The organism is Vibrio sp. (assembly GCF_038138445.1).
GTDB lineage: Bacteria > Pseudomonadota > Gammaproteobacteria > Enterobacterales > Vibrionaceae > Vibrio.
This window is the reverse complement of the sequence record NZ_JAYQDQ010000080.1, coordinates 1-18,296: the sequence shown is the minus strand read 5'-3', so window position 1 is coordinate 18,296 and position 18,296 is coordinate 1. Positions and strand designations below refer to the sequence as shown.

General features: G+C 44.1%; 18 protein-coding genes. 9 read left to right on the top strand and 9 right to left on the bottom strand.

All coding sequences use genetic code 11. From position 1 onward, the window contains the following. The 3 genes from AAFM34_RS16815 to frdD all read left to right on the top strand — a co-directional run. A partial coding sequence (locus tag AAFM34_RS16815; protein ID WP_341664768.1) for a 4Fe-4S dicluster domain-containing protein occupies nt 1–538 on the top strand: 538 nt, incomplete at its 5' end. Between the two features lie 2 nt (nt 539–540). Further along, the gene (gene frdC / locus AAFM34_RS16810) at nt 541–924 is read left to right on the top strand and encodes a fumarate reductase subunit FrdC (RefSeq protein ID WP_341664766.1); all 384 of its coding nucleotides are present in this window, start codon (nt 541–543) and stop codon (nt 922–924) included. Nucleotides 925–936: 12 nt separating this feature from the next. Continuing rightward, on the top strand, nt 937–1,314 hold the full coding sequence (gene frdD, locus AAFM34_RS16805) for a fumarate reductase subunit FrdD (RefSeq protein WP_341664764.1): 378 nt from the start codon (nt 937–939) through the stop codon (nt 1,312–1,314). Nucleotides 1,315–1,380: 66 nt separating this feature from the next. Here frdD and AAFM34_RS16800 read toward each other — a convergent pair whose 3' ends face one another. From AAFM34_RS16800 to priA, 6 genes are all read right to left on the bottom strand, one after another. After that, nucleotides 1,381–2,064 (bottom strand): nitroreductase family protein, encoded by a 684-nt coding sequence (locus AAFM34_RS16800; RefSeq protein WP_341664762.1) that lies wholly within the window; start codon nt 2,062–2,064, stop codon nt 1,381–1,383. A 179-nt stretch (nt 2,065–2,243) separates the two neighbouring features. Beyond that, nucleotides 2,244–3,575 (bottom strand): HslU--HslV peptidase ATPase subunit, encoded by a 1,332-nt coding sequence (hslU, locus tag AAFM34_RS16795; protein ID WP_160931545.1) that lies wholly within the window; start codon nt 3,573–3,575, stop codon nt 2,244–2,246. A 37-nt stretch (nt 3,576–3,612) separates the two neighbouring features. Next, complete coding sequence (hslV, locus tag AAFM34_RS16790) at nt 3,613–4,155, bottom strand: ATP-dependent protease subunit HslV (RefSeq protein ID WP_341664759.1); 543 nt, start codon at nt 4,153–4,155, stop codon at nt 3,613–3,615. A gap of 231 nt (nt 4,156–4,386) precedes the next feature. Beyond that, on the bottom strand, nt 4,387–4,926 hold the full coding sequence (locus AAFM34_RS16785; RefSeq protein ID WP_341664757.1) for an SPOR domain-containing protein: 540 nt from the start codon (nt 4,924–4,926) through the stop codon (nt 4,387–4,389). Between the two features lie 183 nt (nt 4,927–5,109). Then, nucleotides 5,110–6,117 (bottom strand): DNA-binding transcriptional regulator CytR, encoded by a 1,008-nt coding sequence (gene cytR / locus AAFM34_RS16780; protein ID WP_160931551.1) that lies wholly within the window; start codon nt 6,115–6,117, stop codon nt 5,110–5,112. Nucleotides 6,118–6,362: 245 nt separating this feature from the next. Continuing rightward, a complete protein-coding gene (gene priA / locus AAFM34_RS16775; protein ID WP_341664755.1) occupies nt 6,363–8,561 on the bottom strand; it encodes a primosomal protein N' in 2,199 nt (732 codons plus the stop codon). Nucleotides 8,562–8,843: 282 nt separating this feature from the next. Between priA and rpmE the strand changes: the two genes are divergently transcribed. Then, complete coding sequence (gene rpmE, locus AAFM34_RS16770) at nt 8,844–9,062, top strand: 50S ribosomal protein L31 (protein WP_114785970.1); 219 nt, start codon at nt 8,844–8,846, stop codon at nt 9,060–9,062. Between the two features lie 239 nt (nt 9,063–9,301). Further along, the gene (locus AAFM34_RS16765) at nt 9,302–10,579 is read left to right on the top strand and encodes a malic enzyme-like NAD(P)-binding protein (RefSeq protein WP_341664752.1); all 1,278 of its coding nucleotides are present in this window, start codon (nt 9,302–9,304) and stop codon (nt 10,577–10,579) included. 137 nt (nt 10,580–10,716) lie between these two features. Here the strand turns inward: AAFM34_RS16765 and metJ are convergent, their stop codons facing one another. Next, nucleotides 10,717–11,037: a met regulon transcriptional regulator MetJ gene (gene metJ / locus AAFM34_RS16760; protein WP_152429345.1), complete on the bottom strand. Its 321-nt coding sequence runs from the start codon at nt 11,035–11,037 to the stop codon at nt 10,717–10,719. 218 nt (nt 11,038–11,255) lie between these two features. On the opposite strand from metJ, the gene AAFM34_RS16755 reads away from it, so the two are divergent. The 3 genes from AAFM34_RS16755 to metF all read left to right on the top strand — a co-directional run bounded on the left by AAFM34_RS16755 (nt 11,256) and on the right by metF (nt 15,932). Beyond that, complete coding sequence (locus tag AAFM34_RS16755; RefSeq protein ID WP_341664750.1) at nt 11,256–12,425, top strand: O-succinylhomoserine (thiol)-lyase; 1,170 nt, start codon at nt 11,256–11,258, stop codon at nt 12,423–12,425. Further along, complete coding sequence (locus AAFM34_RS16750) at nt 12,422–14,833, top strand: bifunctional aspartate kinase/homoserine dehydrogenase II (RefSeq protein ID WP_341664748.1); 2,412 nt, start codon at nt 12,422–12,424, stop codon at nt 14,831–14,833. Before AAFM34_RS16755 ends, AAFM34_RS16750 begins: the two co-directional genes overlap by 4 nt. A 208-nt stretch (nt 14,834–15,041) precedes the next feature. After that, nucleotides 15,042–15,932: a methylenetetrahydrofolate reductase gene (gene metF, locus AAFM34_RS16745; RefSeq protein ID WP_341664746.1), complete on the top strand. Its 891-nt coding sequence runs from the start codon at nt 15,042–15,044 to the stop codon at nt 15,930–15,932. A gap of 61 nt (nt 15,933–15,993) precedes the next feature. Here metF and zapB read toward each other — a convergent pair whose 3' ends face one another. Together zapB and AAFM34_RS16735 are read right to left on the bottom strand one after the other, a co-directional pair. Then, the gene (gene zapB, locus AAFM34_RS16740; protein WP_114785964.1) at nt 15,994–16,236 is read right to left on the bottom strand and encodes a cell division protein ZapB; all 243 of its coding nucleotides are present in this window, start codon (nt 16,234–16,236) and stop codon (nt 15,994–15,996) included. Nucleotides 16,237–16,524: 288 nt separating this feature from the next. Then, nucleotides 16,525–16,932 (bottom strand): hypothetical protein, encoded by a 408-nt coding sequence (locus AAFM34_RS16735; protein WP_341664743.1) that lies wholly within the window; start codon nt 16,930–16,932, stop codon nt 16,525–16,527. 259 nt (nt 16,933–17,191) lie between these two features. Between AAFM34_RS16735 and glpX the strand changes: the two genes are divergently transcribed. Then, complete coding sequence (glpX, locus tag AAFM34_RS16730; RefSeq protein WP_341664741.1) at nt 17,192–18,199, top strand: class II fructose-bisphosphatase; 1,008 nt, start codon at nt 17,192–17,194, stop codon at nt 18,197–18,199. The last annotated feature ends 97 nt before the right edge of the window (nt 18,200–18,296 follow it).

Sequence of the window (18,296 nt, the reverse complement as noted above, 5' to 3'; positions counted from 1 at the left end):
TATTTTTAGTCGGTGCCAGCTTTCAGTTAAATGGGGCTCACCGCCAGCTTACGAACCATTGGCTAATTTCCCAATTGAAAAAGATTTGATCGTCGATATGACGCCTTTTATCGAGCGACTCGAAGCAATAAAACCTTATATCATAGGTAATGACCTCAAACCTGAAGACGGAACCAATAGACAAACCCCAGAGCAAATGGCCAAATATAAACAGTTTGCCGGATGTATTAACTGCGGATTATGTTACGCGGCCTGTCCTCAATTTGGCCTCAATCCAGAGTTTATCGGGCCTGCTGCGCTCACTTTAGCTCATCGCTATAACCTAGATAGCCGAGACAATGGTAAAGAGCAGCGTATGGCGATGATTAATGGTGCTAACGGAGCTTGGGGATGTACTTTTGTCGGTTATTGCTCTGAAGTATGTCCCAAAAACGTCGATCCTGCGGCCGCAGTCAACCAAGGCAAGGTCGAATCATCGATGGATTTTGTTATTGCAATGCTTAAGCCCGACGGCAAATTAACAGCGAAGGAGGCCTGAGGATGAGTAATCGAAAACCTTATGTCCGAGAAATGACCCCAACTTGGTGGAAAAGTCATCCTTTCTACCGCTTCTATATGTTGAGAGAAGCAACCGTTTTGCCCTTAGTTTTATTTACTATTTTTCTGCTGATTGGCTTAGGCTCGCTGGTGAAAGGCCCTGAAGCATGGCAAGCGTGGCTTGAGTTTATGGCCAATCCTGTTGTTATTTTGATTAATATCGTTGCGTTAATCGGCAGCCTTTTTCATGCACAAACCTTCTTTAGCATGATGCCTCAAGTGGTGCCTATTCGGCTCAACGGCAAGCTGATCGACAAAAAGCTTATCATAATGGCTCAGTGGACAGCCGTGATATTTATTTCCCTAACTGTACTTATTGTGATCTAAGGAGCCATGACTATGAAGCCGAATTTTTCAGTAAATACCGCTCCTAAACGTTCTGATGAACCAATCTGGTGGAGCTTGTTTGGCGCTGGAGGAACATGGTTTGCTATGGTGACTCCAGTAACCATTCTTGTATTGGGAATCTTGATTCCCATGGGAGTCGTTGATTCAGAAGCATTAGATTATCAACGCGTCAAAGACTTGGGTAGCAGCTTGATAGGCGGATTATTTATCATCGCCACTTTGGCTCTACCCATGTGGCACGCGATGCATCGTATTCATCATGGCATGCATGATCTCAAGATCCATGCTGGATTGACTGGTAAAGTAGCCTGTTACGCCTTTGCAGGGTTAATCTCAGCCTTGGCAGTGATATTTATCATAATGCTGTAGCCAGAATATAGACTTGCACCCCTTATACATGGGGTGCAAAGACGAACGAATTTATTCTCAATACTCTTAATCAATAAAAGTCGCGATGTCTTCGAGCGCTTTTTTGTTTAATGCATGCTCTGGTATAGTGGCGTCTTTGTCTGGATAACCCGTCACTATTAACATATAGGGTCTATCAACATCTGGATCGCGACCGCATATACCAGTCAAAAAGCTCATGGGCTTAGGAGTATGAGTTAGCGTTGCCAGCCCTGCATTATGTAACGCTTGAAGCAGGAAGCCAGTCGCAATCCCTACAGATTCATGCACATAGTAGTTCGCCTGCTCACCATCATTAGCCAACCCACCTTTTTTCTTCGAAAATACAGCGATTAGCCAAGGCGCCTTCTCCAAATATGGCTTATCTGCATCAGTACCTAATGGTTTTAATGCATCTAGCCACTCTTGACCTGCTCGTCCTTGATAAAACGTTCGCTCTAACTCTTCTGCAGCTTGTCTAATCTGCCCTTTCACTTGACCGCTGTTAATCGCAACAAAATGCCATGGCTGGTGATTCGCACCACTTGGAGCCGTCCCTGCGGCGCGTATACAGTTTTCGATAATGTCTTTAGCAACAGGCCGGTCTGAAAATTTACGAATTGAGTGGCGACGTTTTAGCTGCTGATAATTTTTCTTAGCGCGAGCAGACATTTCCTCAGCCGGAAATTCGATAAAATCATCAAGTGGGTAGTGAGATTCTAAAGGCGACATACGGTTTCCTTACACTATGAATATCAATCCACTATAGCGATTCACCATATAGGTGCATAGATAAAGAAATGTCAGAGAGCAGCTCTGAGAGTCAGAGCAACTTTTATCAAAAGAGACAGGAAAAGAAAAAGCCGATCTTGTGATCGGCTTTACTCGCGAATAAAGGCTGCGTAGATAGGCTAGAGGATAAAACGGCTCAGATCTTCATCTTCTATGGTATCGCCTAGCTTTTCTTTTACGTATTGCGCATCAATGGTCATCTTTGAACCAGCTTTATCCGTTGCTTCAAAAGAAATTTCATCCATTAAGCGCTCCATCACGGTATGCAAACGGCGAGCACCAATATTTTCCGTCGTTTCATTCACCGTCCAAGCAGCTTCAGCAATTTGAGCGATGCCATCTTGAGTAAACTCAATGTCCACTTGCTCGGTTTTCATCAATGCCACGTACTGCTCCGTTAGTGACGCTTTCGGCTCAGTAAGAATACGTTTGAAGTCATCACTAGACAATGCTTCAAGCTCAACACGGATAGGTAAGCGACCTTGCAGCTCTGGGATTAAATCTGAAGGCTTAGCCACTTGGAATGCACCTGAGGCAACAAACAAAATATGATCCGTCTTCACCATACCATGCTTAGTGGAAACCGTACTGCCTTCAATTAATGGTAGCAAGTCTCTTTGAACACCTTCACGAGATACATCCGGACCAGAACTTTCACCGCGTTTACAAATTTTGTCGATCTCATCAATGAATACTATGCCATTGTTCTCAACGTTAAAAATGGCCTGCTCTTTAAGCTCTTCCTGATTCACCAATTTGGCCGCTTCTTCTTCAGTCAGCGTCTTAAAGGCGTCTTTAATTTTTAGCTTGCGCTTTTTCTTAGTATCACCAGCCAAATTTTGGAACATACCTTGAAGCTGGTTTGTCATTTCTTCCATTCCAGGAGGAGCCATAATTTCCACTCCCATCTGCGGCGCAGCCACATCAACTTCAATCTCTTTGTCATCTAACTTACCTTCACGCAATTTCTTACGAAAAGTCTGACGAGTATTAGAACTTTCCTCTGTTTGCTCATTTTGTCCCCAAGCATCGCGTGCTGGAGGTAAAAGAGCATCAAGAATTCGCTCTTCAGCTTGCTCTTCAGCGCGGAATTTAACCTTTTCCATCGCTTGTTGATGAGTCATCTTTATCGCTACATCGGTTAGATCACGAATGATGGTTTCAACTTCTTTACCAACATAGCCAACCTCAGTGAACTTGGTCGCTTCAACTTTAATAAAAGGAGCGTTAGCTAATTTAGCAAGACGACGCGCAATTTCCGTTTTACCTACACCTGTTGGACCAATCATAAGAATATTCTTAGGTGTCACCTCAACGCGCAGACTTTCTTCTAATTGCATTCTTCTCCAGCGATTACGCAGAGCGATTGCAACTGAACGTTTAGCTTTGTCTTGGCCGATAATATGGCGATTCAGTTCGTGAACGATTTCGCGAGGGGTCATTTCAGACATAATCCAATTCCTTTAATTCTATAACCACTATCTTTATTTATTCAGCTTTAGCTTCTGGAGTTTCTAGTTCTTCGATAGTGTGATGCTGGTTGGTGAACACACAGATGTCACCTGCAATTGTTAGCGACTTCTCTGCAATTTCACGCGCATCCAGCTCTGTGTTTTCTAGTAATGCTGTTGCAGCAGCTTGAGCAAAATTACCACCTGAACCTATTGCAATCAGATCATTTTCTGGCTGAACGACATCACCATTTCCCGTAATAATCAGAGAAGCGGTTTCGTCCGCTACCGCCAATAAAGCTTCCAACTTTCTAAGTGCTCGATCGCTGCGCCAATCTTTTGCCAGTTCAACTGCAGCTTTGGTCAAGTGGCCTTGGTGCATTTGTAATTTGCTTTCAAAGCGCTCAAAAAGAGTAAACGCATCGGCGGTACCACCAGCAAAACCAGCCAACACTTTATTATTATATAGGCGACGAACTTTACGTGCGTTTCCTTTCATTACAGTGTTACCCAGAGATACCTGTCCATCGCCTGCGATGACGACTTTATTATTTCGACGTACAGATACAATAGTAGTCACGAGTGGGCCTCATAATTATTTTAATTTCAATGTTAGACAATATATGAGGTTATTAAATGATAAATTCAAGGGAAAAGTGTCCATCCTTCGATAATATGAGTCCAATTTTGGACCATAACTCAACCCTAGGTTTGTTAGATAACAAGCACTCAACCTATCGACAATATCCTTTAATAACTTAAGGTTGTATTGTCAAACAAAGCAACAAAAGATAATGACAGAAAACATAAATTACTGAGAGTCTTTCCAAATAGCGCAGGGTTCAATTTTTGCGCGTTGCAGCTTGTGTTTATCTCTTTCAGCATCTCTTTTTGATTTATATGGACCAAGAACAACTCGATACCATTTACTGCCTTCTTTCTTACGTATTTTGCTATTGATGCCTTGGAACGCGATATCGAGCTTACGAGCTTCTGCCTGCGATGCATTAGTGTAAGCCCCGCACTGCATTATGTAGGGGATCTCAGACACCACTTGCTCTTTTGCCGTTACTTCAATTTCACGATTAGGCAGGGATTCAACGTAATCCCACTTCTCCTCTGGGGGGGCTGGTAACACTTTCTTAGGTTTGGGTTTAGGCTTAGTCTGCTTAACGACAGGTTGAGGGGGTTCTGGGTCATTACTCAATGTATAGAGCCCATAGCCAAAGATGCCTGCCAAAGTCACAGCAAGTAGACCACTTCGCCATGGTTTCCCTGAGCTCTTTTTCTTGGGCGTTGTTTTTTTACCGCTATTACCGCGACCGCGTTTTACGTAATCTCTATTTGCCACTGCTGTAAATCAATGTCTGTTACCTCTATCGCTATGGTAATCCAGATTGTCCCACGATGACAGGGAGGAAATGGAAGCGACACATCAAAATGCATCGCCCATTGATAAGATAAATTATTTAGACAATGTGAATACACAGTTAGAATAAGCACCTATGCTAACGGTGTATGTAACCATTGCTCTCTAGCAACTTCTTGGCGGTGCGACACTGTCTCTCACAACTAATTGAGTCTCAAGTAGACGTGAGCCCGCACGAACATCGTGACCACGCAAGAGATCCAACATCATCAACATAGCTTGACGGCCTATCTCATAACGTGGCTGTGAAATCGTCGTTAATGGTGGATCGCAATATTGTGCAAAATGAATATCATCAAAACCCACTACAGACAAATCTTGAGGAACACGTAAGCCTAACTTCTTAGCTTCTTGAATCGCTCCTATTGCCATCGCATCGTTATGACAAAAAATAGCCGTCGGCGGCTCAGGAAGTGACAGTAGTTGTCTGACTGCCTTAGAGCCATCTTCGAAAGAGAAGCGACCTTGAATACAATAGTTTGGATTCATTGTGATCCCAGCGCGGCGAAGTGCCTGTTGGTACCCTTGATGACGAAACTGACACAATACAGCCGACTCTGGTCCAGAGACCTGAGCAATACGTTTATGGCCCATTTGGGTCAAATAATTCACAGCTTCAAAAGCTGAAGTAAGATTATCAATATGTACGGTTGGTAGCTCAAGTTCAGGGGCAAATTCACATGCCATGACCATAGGTGGCAAGTTCTTTTGCTCTGGTTTGCTCACATCAAAAGGCAAATCGGTACCAAGCAATAACATACCATCAGCTTGCTTGGTAAAAACTAAGTTAACAAAAGAACTTTCTCGTTTTTTCTGTTGTCCACTGTCACCGAGCAACACTATATATCCATGCTCAACAGCCGCATCCTCAATACCTCGAATAATCTCGGTATAATAAGGATCACAGATGTCAGGAATAATAGCGATGATGGTTTTAGATTCATTTCTACGTAAATTACGTGCCAGAGAATTAGGTGAATAACCTGCCTCTAACACTGCATCCTCGACTCGCTTCCTTGTGGCTGAAGATACTTTTTCCGGATTCATTAGCGCCCGCGACACAGTCGCCGTTGAAACGCCAGCCAGCTGAGCAACATCCTTCATTGTCGCCATAGATTTATTACCCTCTTTATTTTCCAAACATGGTAGCGATTTTGCTACCTAAATCGATAGAGATGGACTGCCCTCCACCAAAACGACCATCCTCCAGACAAATCGTTTATCTATCGCGTATCATTAAAATAAATCATTCAAATCAATTCATAGTTTATTCATTTCAGCGCAGAATATTACGGGGTGATTAACAAAAATCAGACTATCTTCGAGATATGAATCACAATTAAATGAAAAAGCTGAAATCAGCTTAAGTCTTGTGGCTCAATATCAATCGACCAACGCACTTTTTTCGAAGTTGGCAACATCTGGATAGCAGGCCTTGCACTGAGAAGTAGTTTTTGCATGATTGGGCGGCTTACTGTCTGCAGCATTAATTGCCAGCGATGTTTCCCTGCCCTCTTAGCCTGCGGTGCTGGAGTTGGCCCAAGAATATGACAATGCTCCTTAAAAAGAGGATGCACTTCGAGCGTAAAACGAACCTGACGTAAAAAATCTTCAACCAGCTGGGCTTGGTTCGCCTCAGCGCGAAATAAAGTTAAAAACGAATAGGGAGGCAAATTTGAGCCCTTTCGTTCTTGCAGTGCTGATTCAGCAAAATACCGATAGCCTTTGGTAAGTAAGGTTTGCAGTAAGCTGTGCTCAGGGTGATGAGTCTGAAGGATCACCTCTCCTTGTTTGCTAGCTCGCCCTGCCCGTCCCGCAACTTGAATGAAGAGTTGAGCCAATCTTTCAGGCGCTCTGAAATCACTGCTATACAAAGAGCCATCAACATCAAGTAAAGCAACCAGTGTCACATCAGGAAAATGGTGTCCCTTAGCCAGCATTTGAGTACCAATAAGAATCTGAAATTCGTTTTTACTAATTGAGCTTAAGGCCGCTTCTAAGCTCCCTTTACGCCGAGTGCTATCGCGATCAATACGTATAGTTTTAAAGTCAGGAAAAAGAGTCAACAGCAACTCTTCCAACTGCTCAGTACCCACTCCTACTGTTACTAGCTGGGAAGAGCAGCAATTGGGGCATTGCCTGATTGTTGCTTGCTGAGATCCACAGTGGTGACAACGAACTTCATTGGTCGATTGATGATAGGTATAATAAGCATCACACCTTTTACACTCTGCTATCCAACCACAGTCATGGCACATCAATGCAGGAGAATAACCCCGGCGATTAAGAAAGAGCATCACCTGATTGCCTGATTCAAGATGTCTTCGCATGTCAGCAATCAAAGCAGCAGAAAGGCCGCTCTCTAAGTATTGACCTTTAACATCGATGACTTTATTCACCGTAGGCAAAGATTTTCCCGCTCGCGCCGACAAGATCAAATGATGGTATTTACCAGACAATGCATTGTACAAGGTCTCTAAAGCTGGAGTCGCTGAGCCTAGTACAATGGGAATATTCTCTTTACTCGCTCGCATAACAGCAACATCACGCGCATGGTAGCGTAGGCTGTCCTGCTGCTTGTAGGAAACGTCATGCTCTTCATCAACGATAATAATGCCAAGATCAGCAAAAGGAGTCATCAAAGCTGAGCGAGTACCGATAACAATTCCCGCCACTTTATCTCTCGCACTTAACCACGCGTTTAACCTCTCATTATCGTTTAAGCCTGAGTGAATCACCTCAACAGGAAGATTAAAACGCTTCCTAAAACGCTTAATGGTTTGTGGCGTTAGGCCAATTTCCGGCACTAAAACCAACGCCTGCTTGCCAGCTTCAAGCACCTGCTTTATAAGGTTAAGGTAAACTTCTGTTTTACCTGAACCCGTCACCCCCTCAAGCAAAAAGCAGCCAAAACCTTGGTGATTATTTACGGTAGCAATAGCAATAGCTTGCTCTTGGTTGAGTTTTGGCTTGTCAACTTGCGCTTCAACATTATCGGGCAAATTAACCCTTGGTATACATTCGGCCGATTCAATCCATCCCTTTTGCTCTAACTTTTGTAAAACGCCGGAAGTGATGTTCTGATCAATTAAATCTTGATGAAAAGTAGGGCCACAGGAAAGGGTTTGCATCACCTGAGCATGTCGAACAGCACGCCCAAAACCACGGCTAAGTTGTTCACGACCTTCCAAAGTTATGTGCCACTCAATCAATGGGGTAAAGGCAGCCAGCTTTCCTTTACGTAATTGGGCAGGTAAAGCATTAAATAATGTCTCTCCCAGCGGGTACTGATAAAACTGACTGCACCAAACAAGAAGTTCGTATAGGTTATCGTGCCAAACAGGCTCAGTATCCAAGACATGTTTGATCGTTTTAAGCTTGTCAAAATCGAAGTCAGATTTTTGGTCCAATTCCGTGACCAAGCCAACCATTGTCTTGGGGCCAAACGGCACTGATACTCTGCCACCAACTACTGGATTTACACCAGAAGGGATCTGATAGTCAAACTGCTTATCAATAGGGACAGGCAAAGCCACCCGGGCAATCGTTGGTCGCATAGAGAAGAAATACAAAAGTAAGAAACTTGAACAGTCTAAGTGAAAACTGCCTGACGGGAAAGAAACACAGTGACTTGATTAAAGCCCTGCTAGTCAGCGGTTAAAAAAGTAGCATTGTTACACGTAAATAGGTTGATCATAGATCGGCTATTGATTAGAATGTCGCGCCTTAGTGATATGGCTTGTATGGTCAAGCGGTATCCAAAGTGAAATTTTATTAACTTACGTGTGGTGTCCGGCTTAGCATCGGATAGCGACACGGCCTATATTTAGAGGTTTTCCATGAAAGTTGGTATCCACCCAGAATACAAAGCAGTTAAAGCAACTTGTTCTTGCGGTAACTCTTTTGAGTTCAACTCAACTCTAACTAAAGAGTCAATCCACTTAGATGTATGTGACAAATGTCACCCATTCTACACTGGTAAGCAGCGTATCGTTGATACTGGTGGCCGTGTTGATCGCTTCAACAAGCGCTTTGGTGCACTTGCTTCTAAGAAGTAATTTTTTCTTAGAAGTGAAAAAGGACGCTGTGGCGTCCTTTTTTGTTTGCCGTCATAGGCGAATTCGATAGCAATTGTATATTGTCATTCGGTTGAGCTATCTCTCACTATCTGGTCTTATCTCCTATCATTTAACCAGATTTGTTACTTTAGCCTGCTCTCTCGCCTTTGCAGCTTGACTGACTTAATCTAGAATGATTTTCCCCTATCTAAATTATTATTAAATGAGTATCTACCCCCATGTCCGATGACAACAGCCAAGAACTTTCCCCTGAAGAGCAATTTCGTCAGCAAGCCTTGGATTACCATGCCTACCCAACAGCGGGTAAAATTTCTGTAGAACTATCCAAACCAGCAGAAACAGCAGGCGACCTATCGCTCGCCTATAGTCCTGGCGTTGCCGAGCCTGTACGTGAAATTGCACAAAATGCCGATAATGCCTACAAGTACACAGCAAAAGGCAATATGGTTGCTGTCATTTCAAACGGTACTGCAATTTTAGGCCTTGGTAACTTGGGGCCTCTAGCTTCAAAACCTGTCATGGAAGGGAAAGCGTTATTGTTTAAGCGCTTTGCAGGTTTAGATTCAATAGATATCGAAGTGAAACATCGCACTATTGAAGAATTCGTAGATACTGTTGCCAACATAGCAGATACCTTCGGTGGTATTAACTTAGAAGACATCAAAGCTCCCGATTGCTTTGAAATCGAGAAACAGCTTATTGAGCGCTGTGATGTACCTGTTTTCCATGACGACCAACATGGCACCGCGATTGTTACCGCTGCAGGTATGCTCAACGCCATTGAGTTACAAGGAAAGAAACTCGAAGACGCTATCATTGTTTGTTTAGGTGCAGGTGCTGCTGCCGTTGCATGTATGGAACTTTTGATAAAGTGCGGCGCTATGCGAGAAAAGATTTACATGCTGGATCGCAAAGGAGTAATTCATACTCGTCGTGATGATCTTAACCAATACAAACAGTTGTTTGCCAACAACACAGACAAACGTACTTTAGAAGATGTGATTGAAGGTGCGGATCTCTTCCTTGGGGTTTCTGGGCCTAACTTACTTGATCCAGAAGCACTGAAGTTAATGGCAGACAAGCCGATTGTATTTGCCTGTTCCAACCCAGATCCTGAAATCAAACCCGAGCTTGCCCATCAAGTGCGCAATGATCTCATCATGGGAACCGGACGCAGCGACTACCCGAACCAAGTCAACAATGTGCTGTGTTTTCCATTTATTTTCCGCGGCGCATTAGATGTGAGAGCGAGTGAGATTAACGACGCAATGAAACTGGCTGCGGTAGAGGCTATCCGAGATCTAGCTAAAGAAGCCGTGCCAGCTGAGGTATTAAAAGCGGCTGGAGTCGATAAACTTGAGTTTGGACCAGAGTATATTATACCTAAGCCGATGGACCCTCGCCTGTTACCAAGAGTCGCCAAAGCAGTCGCTAATGCCGCTGTAGAATCAGGTGTTGCTCGTATCGATATGCCTGAAAACTATATGCAATCGTAAAAGGCTTCTGCTTCTATGAAAAAACCGCTGACTTCTCAGTCAGCGGTTTTTTTCTATTCAAAGCATAATAAACAGATGGCTATCAATTTATCGCGCAATTGTTCAACTGGACTTTGGAAAGCAAAATCTCAATCTGGCTAGTCTTCATCATAAGATTCAAAAGCGATGCCCATCTCAGTCATCAATTTTTTCACTTCAGCTGGAATATCATCAGGGCGATCTTTTCTTAAGTCTTCATCCGTTGGTAGCGGCTGACCGGTATAGGCATGCAAGAAAGCCTCACAAAGCAGCTCACTATTGGTCGCATGGCGCAGGTTATTAATTTGACGACGGGTACGTTCATCGGTTAATACCTTTAGTACTTTCAGTGGGATAGAGACTGTTATCTTTTTTACTTGCTCACTTTTCTTCCCATGTTCAGCATACGGGCTTATGTATTCACCGTTCCAATCTGCCATTGCGCACCTTTATGTTTGATTATGTATAAAATTACAAAAGGTAATTTTAGCGGGATTTATGGCCACAAGCAAAGACATATAGACGTCTAGATATATTGACGTCCAAAAAAACTCAAGGTAAAGTAAAAAGAGTTGATTGGAATAACATATCTCTAACATCCACGAAAAGGTATAGTGTTATCTCCAAAGAGGTCACTACTGTTCGAAAGGAAACACTTATGAGCCGCCGTAAAACAGCCACAATTGCAGTCCGTACAGGTATAGAGTCAGATACTCAGCATCATGCTGTCGTGCCACCTATCTATCTCTCGACAAACTTTGGTTTTCCCGCCTTTGGCGAGGTGCCCAAATATGACTATACACGTTCAGGCAACCCTAATCGTGGACTATTAGAGCAGGCTCTCTCTGAATTAGAATCTGGCGCAGGTGCCGTAGTCACCAATTGCGGCACTTCAGCGCTTAATTTATGGGTTTCCGCATTTCTTGGGCCAGATGATCTTATTATTGCGCCGCATGATTGTTATGGTGGAACCTATCGATTGTTCAACACCCGCGCTCAGAAAGGGGATTTCAATGTTCTTTTTGTTGATCAATCAGATACTCAAGCCCTAGATTTAGCCCTTGAACAAAAACCCAAGCTCATCCTTTTAGAAACACCATCAAACCCCCTAGTGCGCGTCGTAGATATTGCACAGGTTTGTGAGAAAGCGCATCAAGCTGGCGCAAAGGTAGGTGTAGATAACACCTTTTTAACCCCCATATTCCAAAAGCCTCTGGAGCTGGGCGCTGATTTTGTGATTCATTCCACCACAAAATACATTAATGGCCATTCCGATGTGATTGGCGGTGTCATCATTACAAAAAATGAACAGGATAGTGAAGACCTAGCTTGGTGGGGCAATTGTATAGGGGCAACAGGCACACCCTTTGATAGCTATATGACACTGCGCGGCATCCGAACACTCAGCGCACGAATGAAGGTACATGAAGACAGTGCGAACCACATTTTAACCTATCTAAAATCACAGTCTTTGGTTGGAAAGATCTATCACCCTAGCTTGCCAGAGCACCCAGGCCATGAGATTGCTAAGAAACAGCAATCTGGTTTTGGCTCTATGCTCAGCTTTGAATTTTCAGCAAGTTTTGAGCAGCTTAAGTATTTCGTTGGCGAGCTACAATTGTTCTCACTGGCCGAATCTCTCGGAGGCGTCGAGAGCCTTATTTGTCACCCCGCTTCTATGACTCATAGAGCAATGGGCGAAGAAGCACTTGAAAAAGCGGGGGTATCACAACAACTCTTGCGTTTATCGGTTGGCTTGGAAGATGCAGATGACCTCATTAACGATTTAGAACAAGCATTTAATAAAGCCAAGGAGTTGCATCAATGAACCCGTCGCGACAATTACATAAATTTGGCGGAAGCAGTCTCGCAAATCCAGAGTGCTATCGCCGAGTAGCCAAGATACTCAAAGAGTATTCCAACTCCGATGATCTCATTGTCGTCTCAGCAGCAGGGAAAACAACCAATCGCTTAATTGAGTTCTTGGATGCTCTAAACAAAGATGGCCGTATCGCTCACGAAATTCTGCAATCCCTTAGGCAGTTCCAGACCCAGTTGGTCACAGATCTACTGCAAGGCGAGTTACAAAACGAGCTTATCTCAGCTCTAAATGATGAATTTAGCACCCTAGGAGAGCTAATAGCGCCTTTAAGCGCCACGCAAAGAGCTTCAGTGCTTGGTCATGGAGAAACATGGCCAGCACGCTTGCTTGCAAGCTTACTCAGTCAAAATGGAATGCCCTCAGTTGCTCAAGACTCTCGAGCATTTCTTCGCGCACAAGCTGGAACTCAGCCAGAGGTTTACAGAGGCGAGTCCTACCCTTTAATCAAAGAGGTACTCGCCCAGCACATCAATCATCGTATTGTTATTACTGGTTTTATGGCTCAAGATGAGCAAGGCCATACTGTGTTACTCGGACGAAATGGTTCAGATTATTCAGCAACCATCATAGGTGCTTTAGCAGAAGCTTCGAAAGTCACCATATGGAGCGATGTTGCCGGTGTATATAGTGCAGACCCTCGTTTGGTTTCTGATGCCTGTCTGCTGCCTTTGCTTCGCCTTGATGAAGCCAACGAGCTCGCACGCTTAGCTGCCCCAGTGCTGCATAGCCGCACTCTGCAACCTGTCGCCCAAAGCTCGATGGATCTTCACCTTCGCTGCAGTTATGACCCTGAAGCGGGTTCAACTCGTATCGAGCGAGTGCTCGCTTCTGGACGAGGCGCTAAAATCATATCTTCGCTGGATGAAGTGCTGCTCATTCAGCTTCATTTTTCAACCGGGCATGACTTTGAAAGGCTCAAACAAGAGACATTGAGCGGTTTAAAACGCGCTCAGCTTGAGCCTCTCACCTATGAAGCCCAAGAAGACCAACAAACTCTTCGTTTAGCCTACACCTCAGAAATTGTAGGTGGCGCGTTAGAATATCTGCAAGATGCTGCTATCGAAGCTGAAATTAAACTCAAAGAAGGCTTTTCTTTGGTTGCAGCAGTTGGGGCAGGTGTAACCAAAAATGCCAACCATTGTTACGGGTTTTATCAGAAGCTAAAGTCGGCCCCTGTTGAGTTCATCGCCGAATCTCAATCAGGTCTGAGCCTAGTGGCTATATTACGCAGCACTCGAACATCAGGCCTAGTCAAGGCTATTCATAGCCAGCTCTTTCAAGCACAAAAACGCGTAGGTATCGCTCTGTGTGGAAAAGGGAACATAGGGTCAAGTTGGCTTGAGCTGTTCGCCAAACAAAAAAGCAAGCTTGTAAAGCGCCACGGAATAAGCTTTGAGTTAGTCGCCGTAGTGGATAGTCAGAACTACTGGTTCTGCCCTAAAGGTATTGACCCGACCAGTGTGAGTGACCACTATGAAGAAGAGGCAATAGAATATCAAGGAGATGAGTGGGTTCAAAAGCTCGGAGCTATTCAGGGTTATGATGAAGTCATAGTACTGGATGTCACTGCCAGTCAACAACTCGCCAATCGCTATGTGGACATTGCTGAACAAGGCATGCACCTAATCTCAGCCAATAAAGTAGCTGGCTCAGCTTCTGGTCAATACTACCACCAAGTGCAAAGCGCGTTTGCCAAGATTAATCGGCATTGGTTCTATAACGCCACTGTGGGAGCTGGGCTACCAATTAACCATACCGTAAGAGACCTATGTCAAAGCGGCGATGATATTCACGCATTATCAGGCATATTTTCTGGCACACTCTCTTGGCTATTTCAACAGTATGATGGCAGTGTACCTTTTGCAGAGCTAGTTGACCTTGCTTGGCAGCAAGGACTCACAGAACCGGATCCTCGCTGTGACCTCGATGGTTCAGATGTGATGCGAAAACTGGTTATTCTTGCTCGAGAAGCAGAGCTCGACCTTGAACCTGAATCAGTCAAAGTAGAAAGCTTAGTACCACCAGAGCTCGCCAATTTGTCACTCGACGCATTCCTCGACCAAGGGCAAATACTCAGCGAACAGATGGCAGAGCGCCTAAAGCAGGCTCAAAGTGAAGATAAAGTGCTGCGCTATGTCGCTCGGCTAGAAAAAGATGGCTCAGCCACTGTCGGCATTGAGGCGCTTGATAAAAACCATGCGCTGGCCAATTTATTGCCATGCGACAACGTTTTTGCCATAGAAAGCAGATGGTATAAAGATAACCCTCTGGTGATAAGAGGCCCAGGAGCAGGGCAAGAGGTTACCGCCGGAGCCATACAATCTGATCTCAATTTACTGGCCAGTTTACTCTAAATTATCACGCAGCCATTGGCTGCGTTTTTATTGCGCAACGTAAAGCCCTCATGTTGAAAAGGACTAATATTAAACTTGAGAAAAATTCATGATGGTACAGTTGACTTTAAGCCCTATTCATTACATGATTTAGACATATAGACGTCTAAACGTAAATTTAAACAATTTGTATTTTTGTGGTCATGCGACACCACACGGAGAAAGTAAGATGGGATATACACACGCTGGCCACATTGACGCCCTAAATCAGAACATTGCTGAACTTGCCGACAATATCAATGTGTCATTTGAGTTTTTTCCGCCCAGCAGTGAAAAAATGGAAGAAACACTATGGAGCTCAGTTCATCGGTTAAAAACTTTGAAGCCCAAATTTGTGTCCGTCACCTATGGCGCTAATTCTGGCGAGCGAGACCGTACTCATTCCATTATTAAAGAAATCAAAGCACAAACTGGCTTAGTGGCAGCACCTCATTTAACCTGTATCGATGCATCTAGAGAAGAGCTTATTCGTATTGCTGAAGACTACTGGGCCAACGGCATTCAAAGTATTGTGGCCCTTCGCGGTGATATTCCTCCTGGTGGTGGCAAACCTGAAATGTACGCCTCCGATCTGGTTACTTTGCTCAAGCAGCGCCATGACTTTGATATCTCGGTAGCCGCATTTCCTGAAGTTCATCCAGAAGCCAAAAGTGCCCAGGCGGATTTACTCAACCTGAAACGTAAAGTGGAATCAGGAGCAAACCGTGCGATCACCCAGTTTTTCTTTGATGTAGAAAGTTATCTACGCTTTCGCGATCGTTGCGTTGCTGCGGGAATAGACGTAGAAATCGTACCTGGTATCTTACCTGTTTCCAACTTCAAACAAGCCTCACGTTTTGCGGCGCAAAACAACGTCAAGGTGCCTAGTTGGATGGCGAAGCAATTTGAAGGATTGGATGATGACCCAACCACCAGACAACTCGTAGGTGCAAGCCAAGCCATAGATATGATTCGAGTGTTAAGCCGTGAAGGTGTGAAAGATTTTCACTTTTACACTCTCAATCGCGCAGAGATGACTTACGCCCTTTGCCATACCTTAGGCGTAAGACCTCAAAACTAAATGAACAAAAACAACCAAAAAGGGTTGACCATGGTCAACCCTTTTTACTGAATGCTCGTCATTATTCGACTTCATCCATTTTGCCGAGTAAGTTACGGATGCGGTCTTGCCATGCTGAATGCTCTTGCTGCATTTGTTCAGCCTTTTGCTCCATTTCTTCTCGGCTTGAACGCAGCTCACTAGCTTCAGTAGAAAGCTTTTCTTTTTCTTCTTTCAGCTCTTCGACTTCCATTTGTAACAGAGCAATAGTGTCAACTGCAGTTTGTATTTTCGCTTCTAATTTTTCTAGTACTTCAAAAGACATCTTGGCCTACCTTGTATTATCCGATTTACCGTAAAGCGCTTCACTTCACCTTATGCCCTCATTCTACTCAGGCAGAGAGAGAGAAACACGCTCTATATTGTATATTTGGTATCATTCGATTAAAAAAACAGCATACCCTGACAATGCACTGACGGAGAAGGACTCAAAGCACATTTTTTATTAGTTTTGCTCGGATTTTTATGAATTTGGATCTAAATAACCTATTAAAAAACATGCAGGTGTCAACATAGAGCCTTAACGCTTATTTCCTAAACGATCGTCTATCTATTATCTAATAGTCTTACATAACCCTTGAAACAACACATTAGCCGCTAAACTGCCAGTGAAAATATTCACTAAAACCAATAATACTTGCGTCAAACTGCGCAAGGTATCGCGCGAAATATCATGGTTAGGCAATCTCATAAAGGCTTCAATCGCATCATCACTGGCAAGCAATATATCAACCGAGGCAAAGGTGCCAAGAAAAATCAGCCCTATTGCTGTAACAATAAACTGCCTCCTCTTTTTGGCCAAAGTCAGAGCCCAAAGTAATCCACAAATTAAGCTGCTATAGGCAAAAAAAGCAAAAAATGGAAAAACCAGATAGACATCAAGCAAATAAGCTGAGCAGAACAAGATAATAAAAAGTACGGCAGTAGCAATAAAGACTTGTCGAAAGTGAAATAGTTTCATCCAGTTACCTGATTTGATATCCCAAACGTTTACACAAACACACCATATTTAAGCTATGGCTAACCCACTCAGCCCTCAAGCGGATTAAGGGGCAGCGTCTTAAAACCGATAGTTTAGCGCATAACCAGACTTGTGATTTCAAGATAGTTTAGTAAACCTATGCTTAATCGGGATTTTGTTATGTTTTTTGCCAGATCCAGCTATGCTAAAATTCGCGCAGCATCCCTTTTCCTCAGCTTAATTTTCATTTGGAGCATTTATGAAACGTGATTTAGCAATGGCATTTTCCAGAGTAACAGAAGGCGCAGCCTTGGCCGGTTATAAATGGCTAGGTCGCGGAGATAAAAATGCCGCCGACGGAGCTGCCGTTGAAGCAATGCGTATTTTATTAAATCAAACAGAAATTGATGGCCAAGTGGTGATTGGTGAGGGAGAAATCGATGATGCTCCTATGCTGTATATTGGCGAAACAGTCGGAATCGGGGGAGAGGAAGTCGACATTGCTGTTGATCCCATTGAAGGAACTCGAATGACAGCAATGGGGCAATCAAACGCTCTAGCTGTGCTGGCAGCAGGAGAGAAAGGCAGCTTTCTCAAAGCCCCAGATATGTATATGGAAAAATTGGTTGTGGGTCCGGGAGCCAAAGGCTGTATTGATCTAAATAAACCTCTTAAACAAAATCTGGAAAACATAGCCAAAGCACTGAATAAAACGCTCGATACTCTAGTCGTTATTACCCTCGCCAAGCCGCGCCATGATGAAGTGATCGCACAAATGCAAGCCATGGGTGTGCGAGTTTTTGCTATACCCGACGGTGATGTGGCAGCGTCAATTTTAACCTGCATGCCAGAGAGTGAAGTCGATGTTATGTATGGTATTGGAGGCGCGCCAGAGGGGGTAATTTCTGCTGCTGTGATTCGCTCGCTCGATGGCGACATGCACGGACGTTTACTGCCCCGCCATCATGTCAAAGGCGATAACGAAGAAAATCGCATTTACGGCGCTGATGAGCTCAATCGCTGCAAAGAAATGGGCGTGGAAGCCAATCGAGTGTTAACCATGGAAGAGATGGCAAAGAGTGATAATGTTATCTTCTCTGCAACTGGCATCACAAAGGGCGATTTGCTCGACGGCGTGACACGTCAAGGGCACATTGCAACCACAGAAACTCTTCTAATTAGGGGGCGCTGCCGAACAATCAGACGTATAAAGTCAACTCACTACCTAGAGCGTAAAGACCCTCAAGTTAGAGACCTTGTGTTATAGCTTTTAGACTATTAATCCGGATATAAAAAACGGAGACCTAGGTCTAATGCCGTTCACTTAAGGTGAGCGGCATTGTTTTTTCTGGGGTATCGGCTTG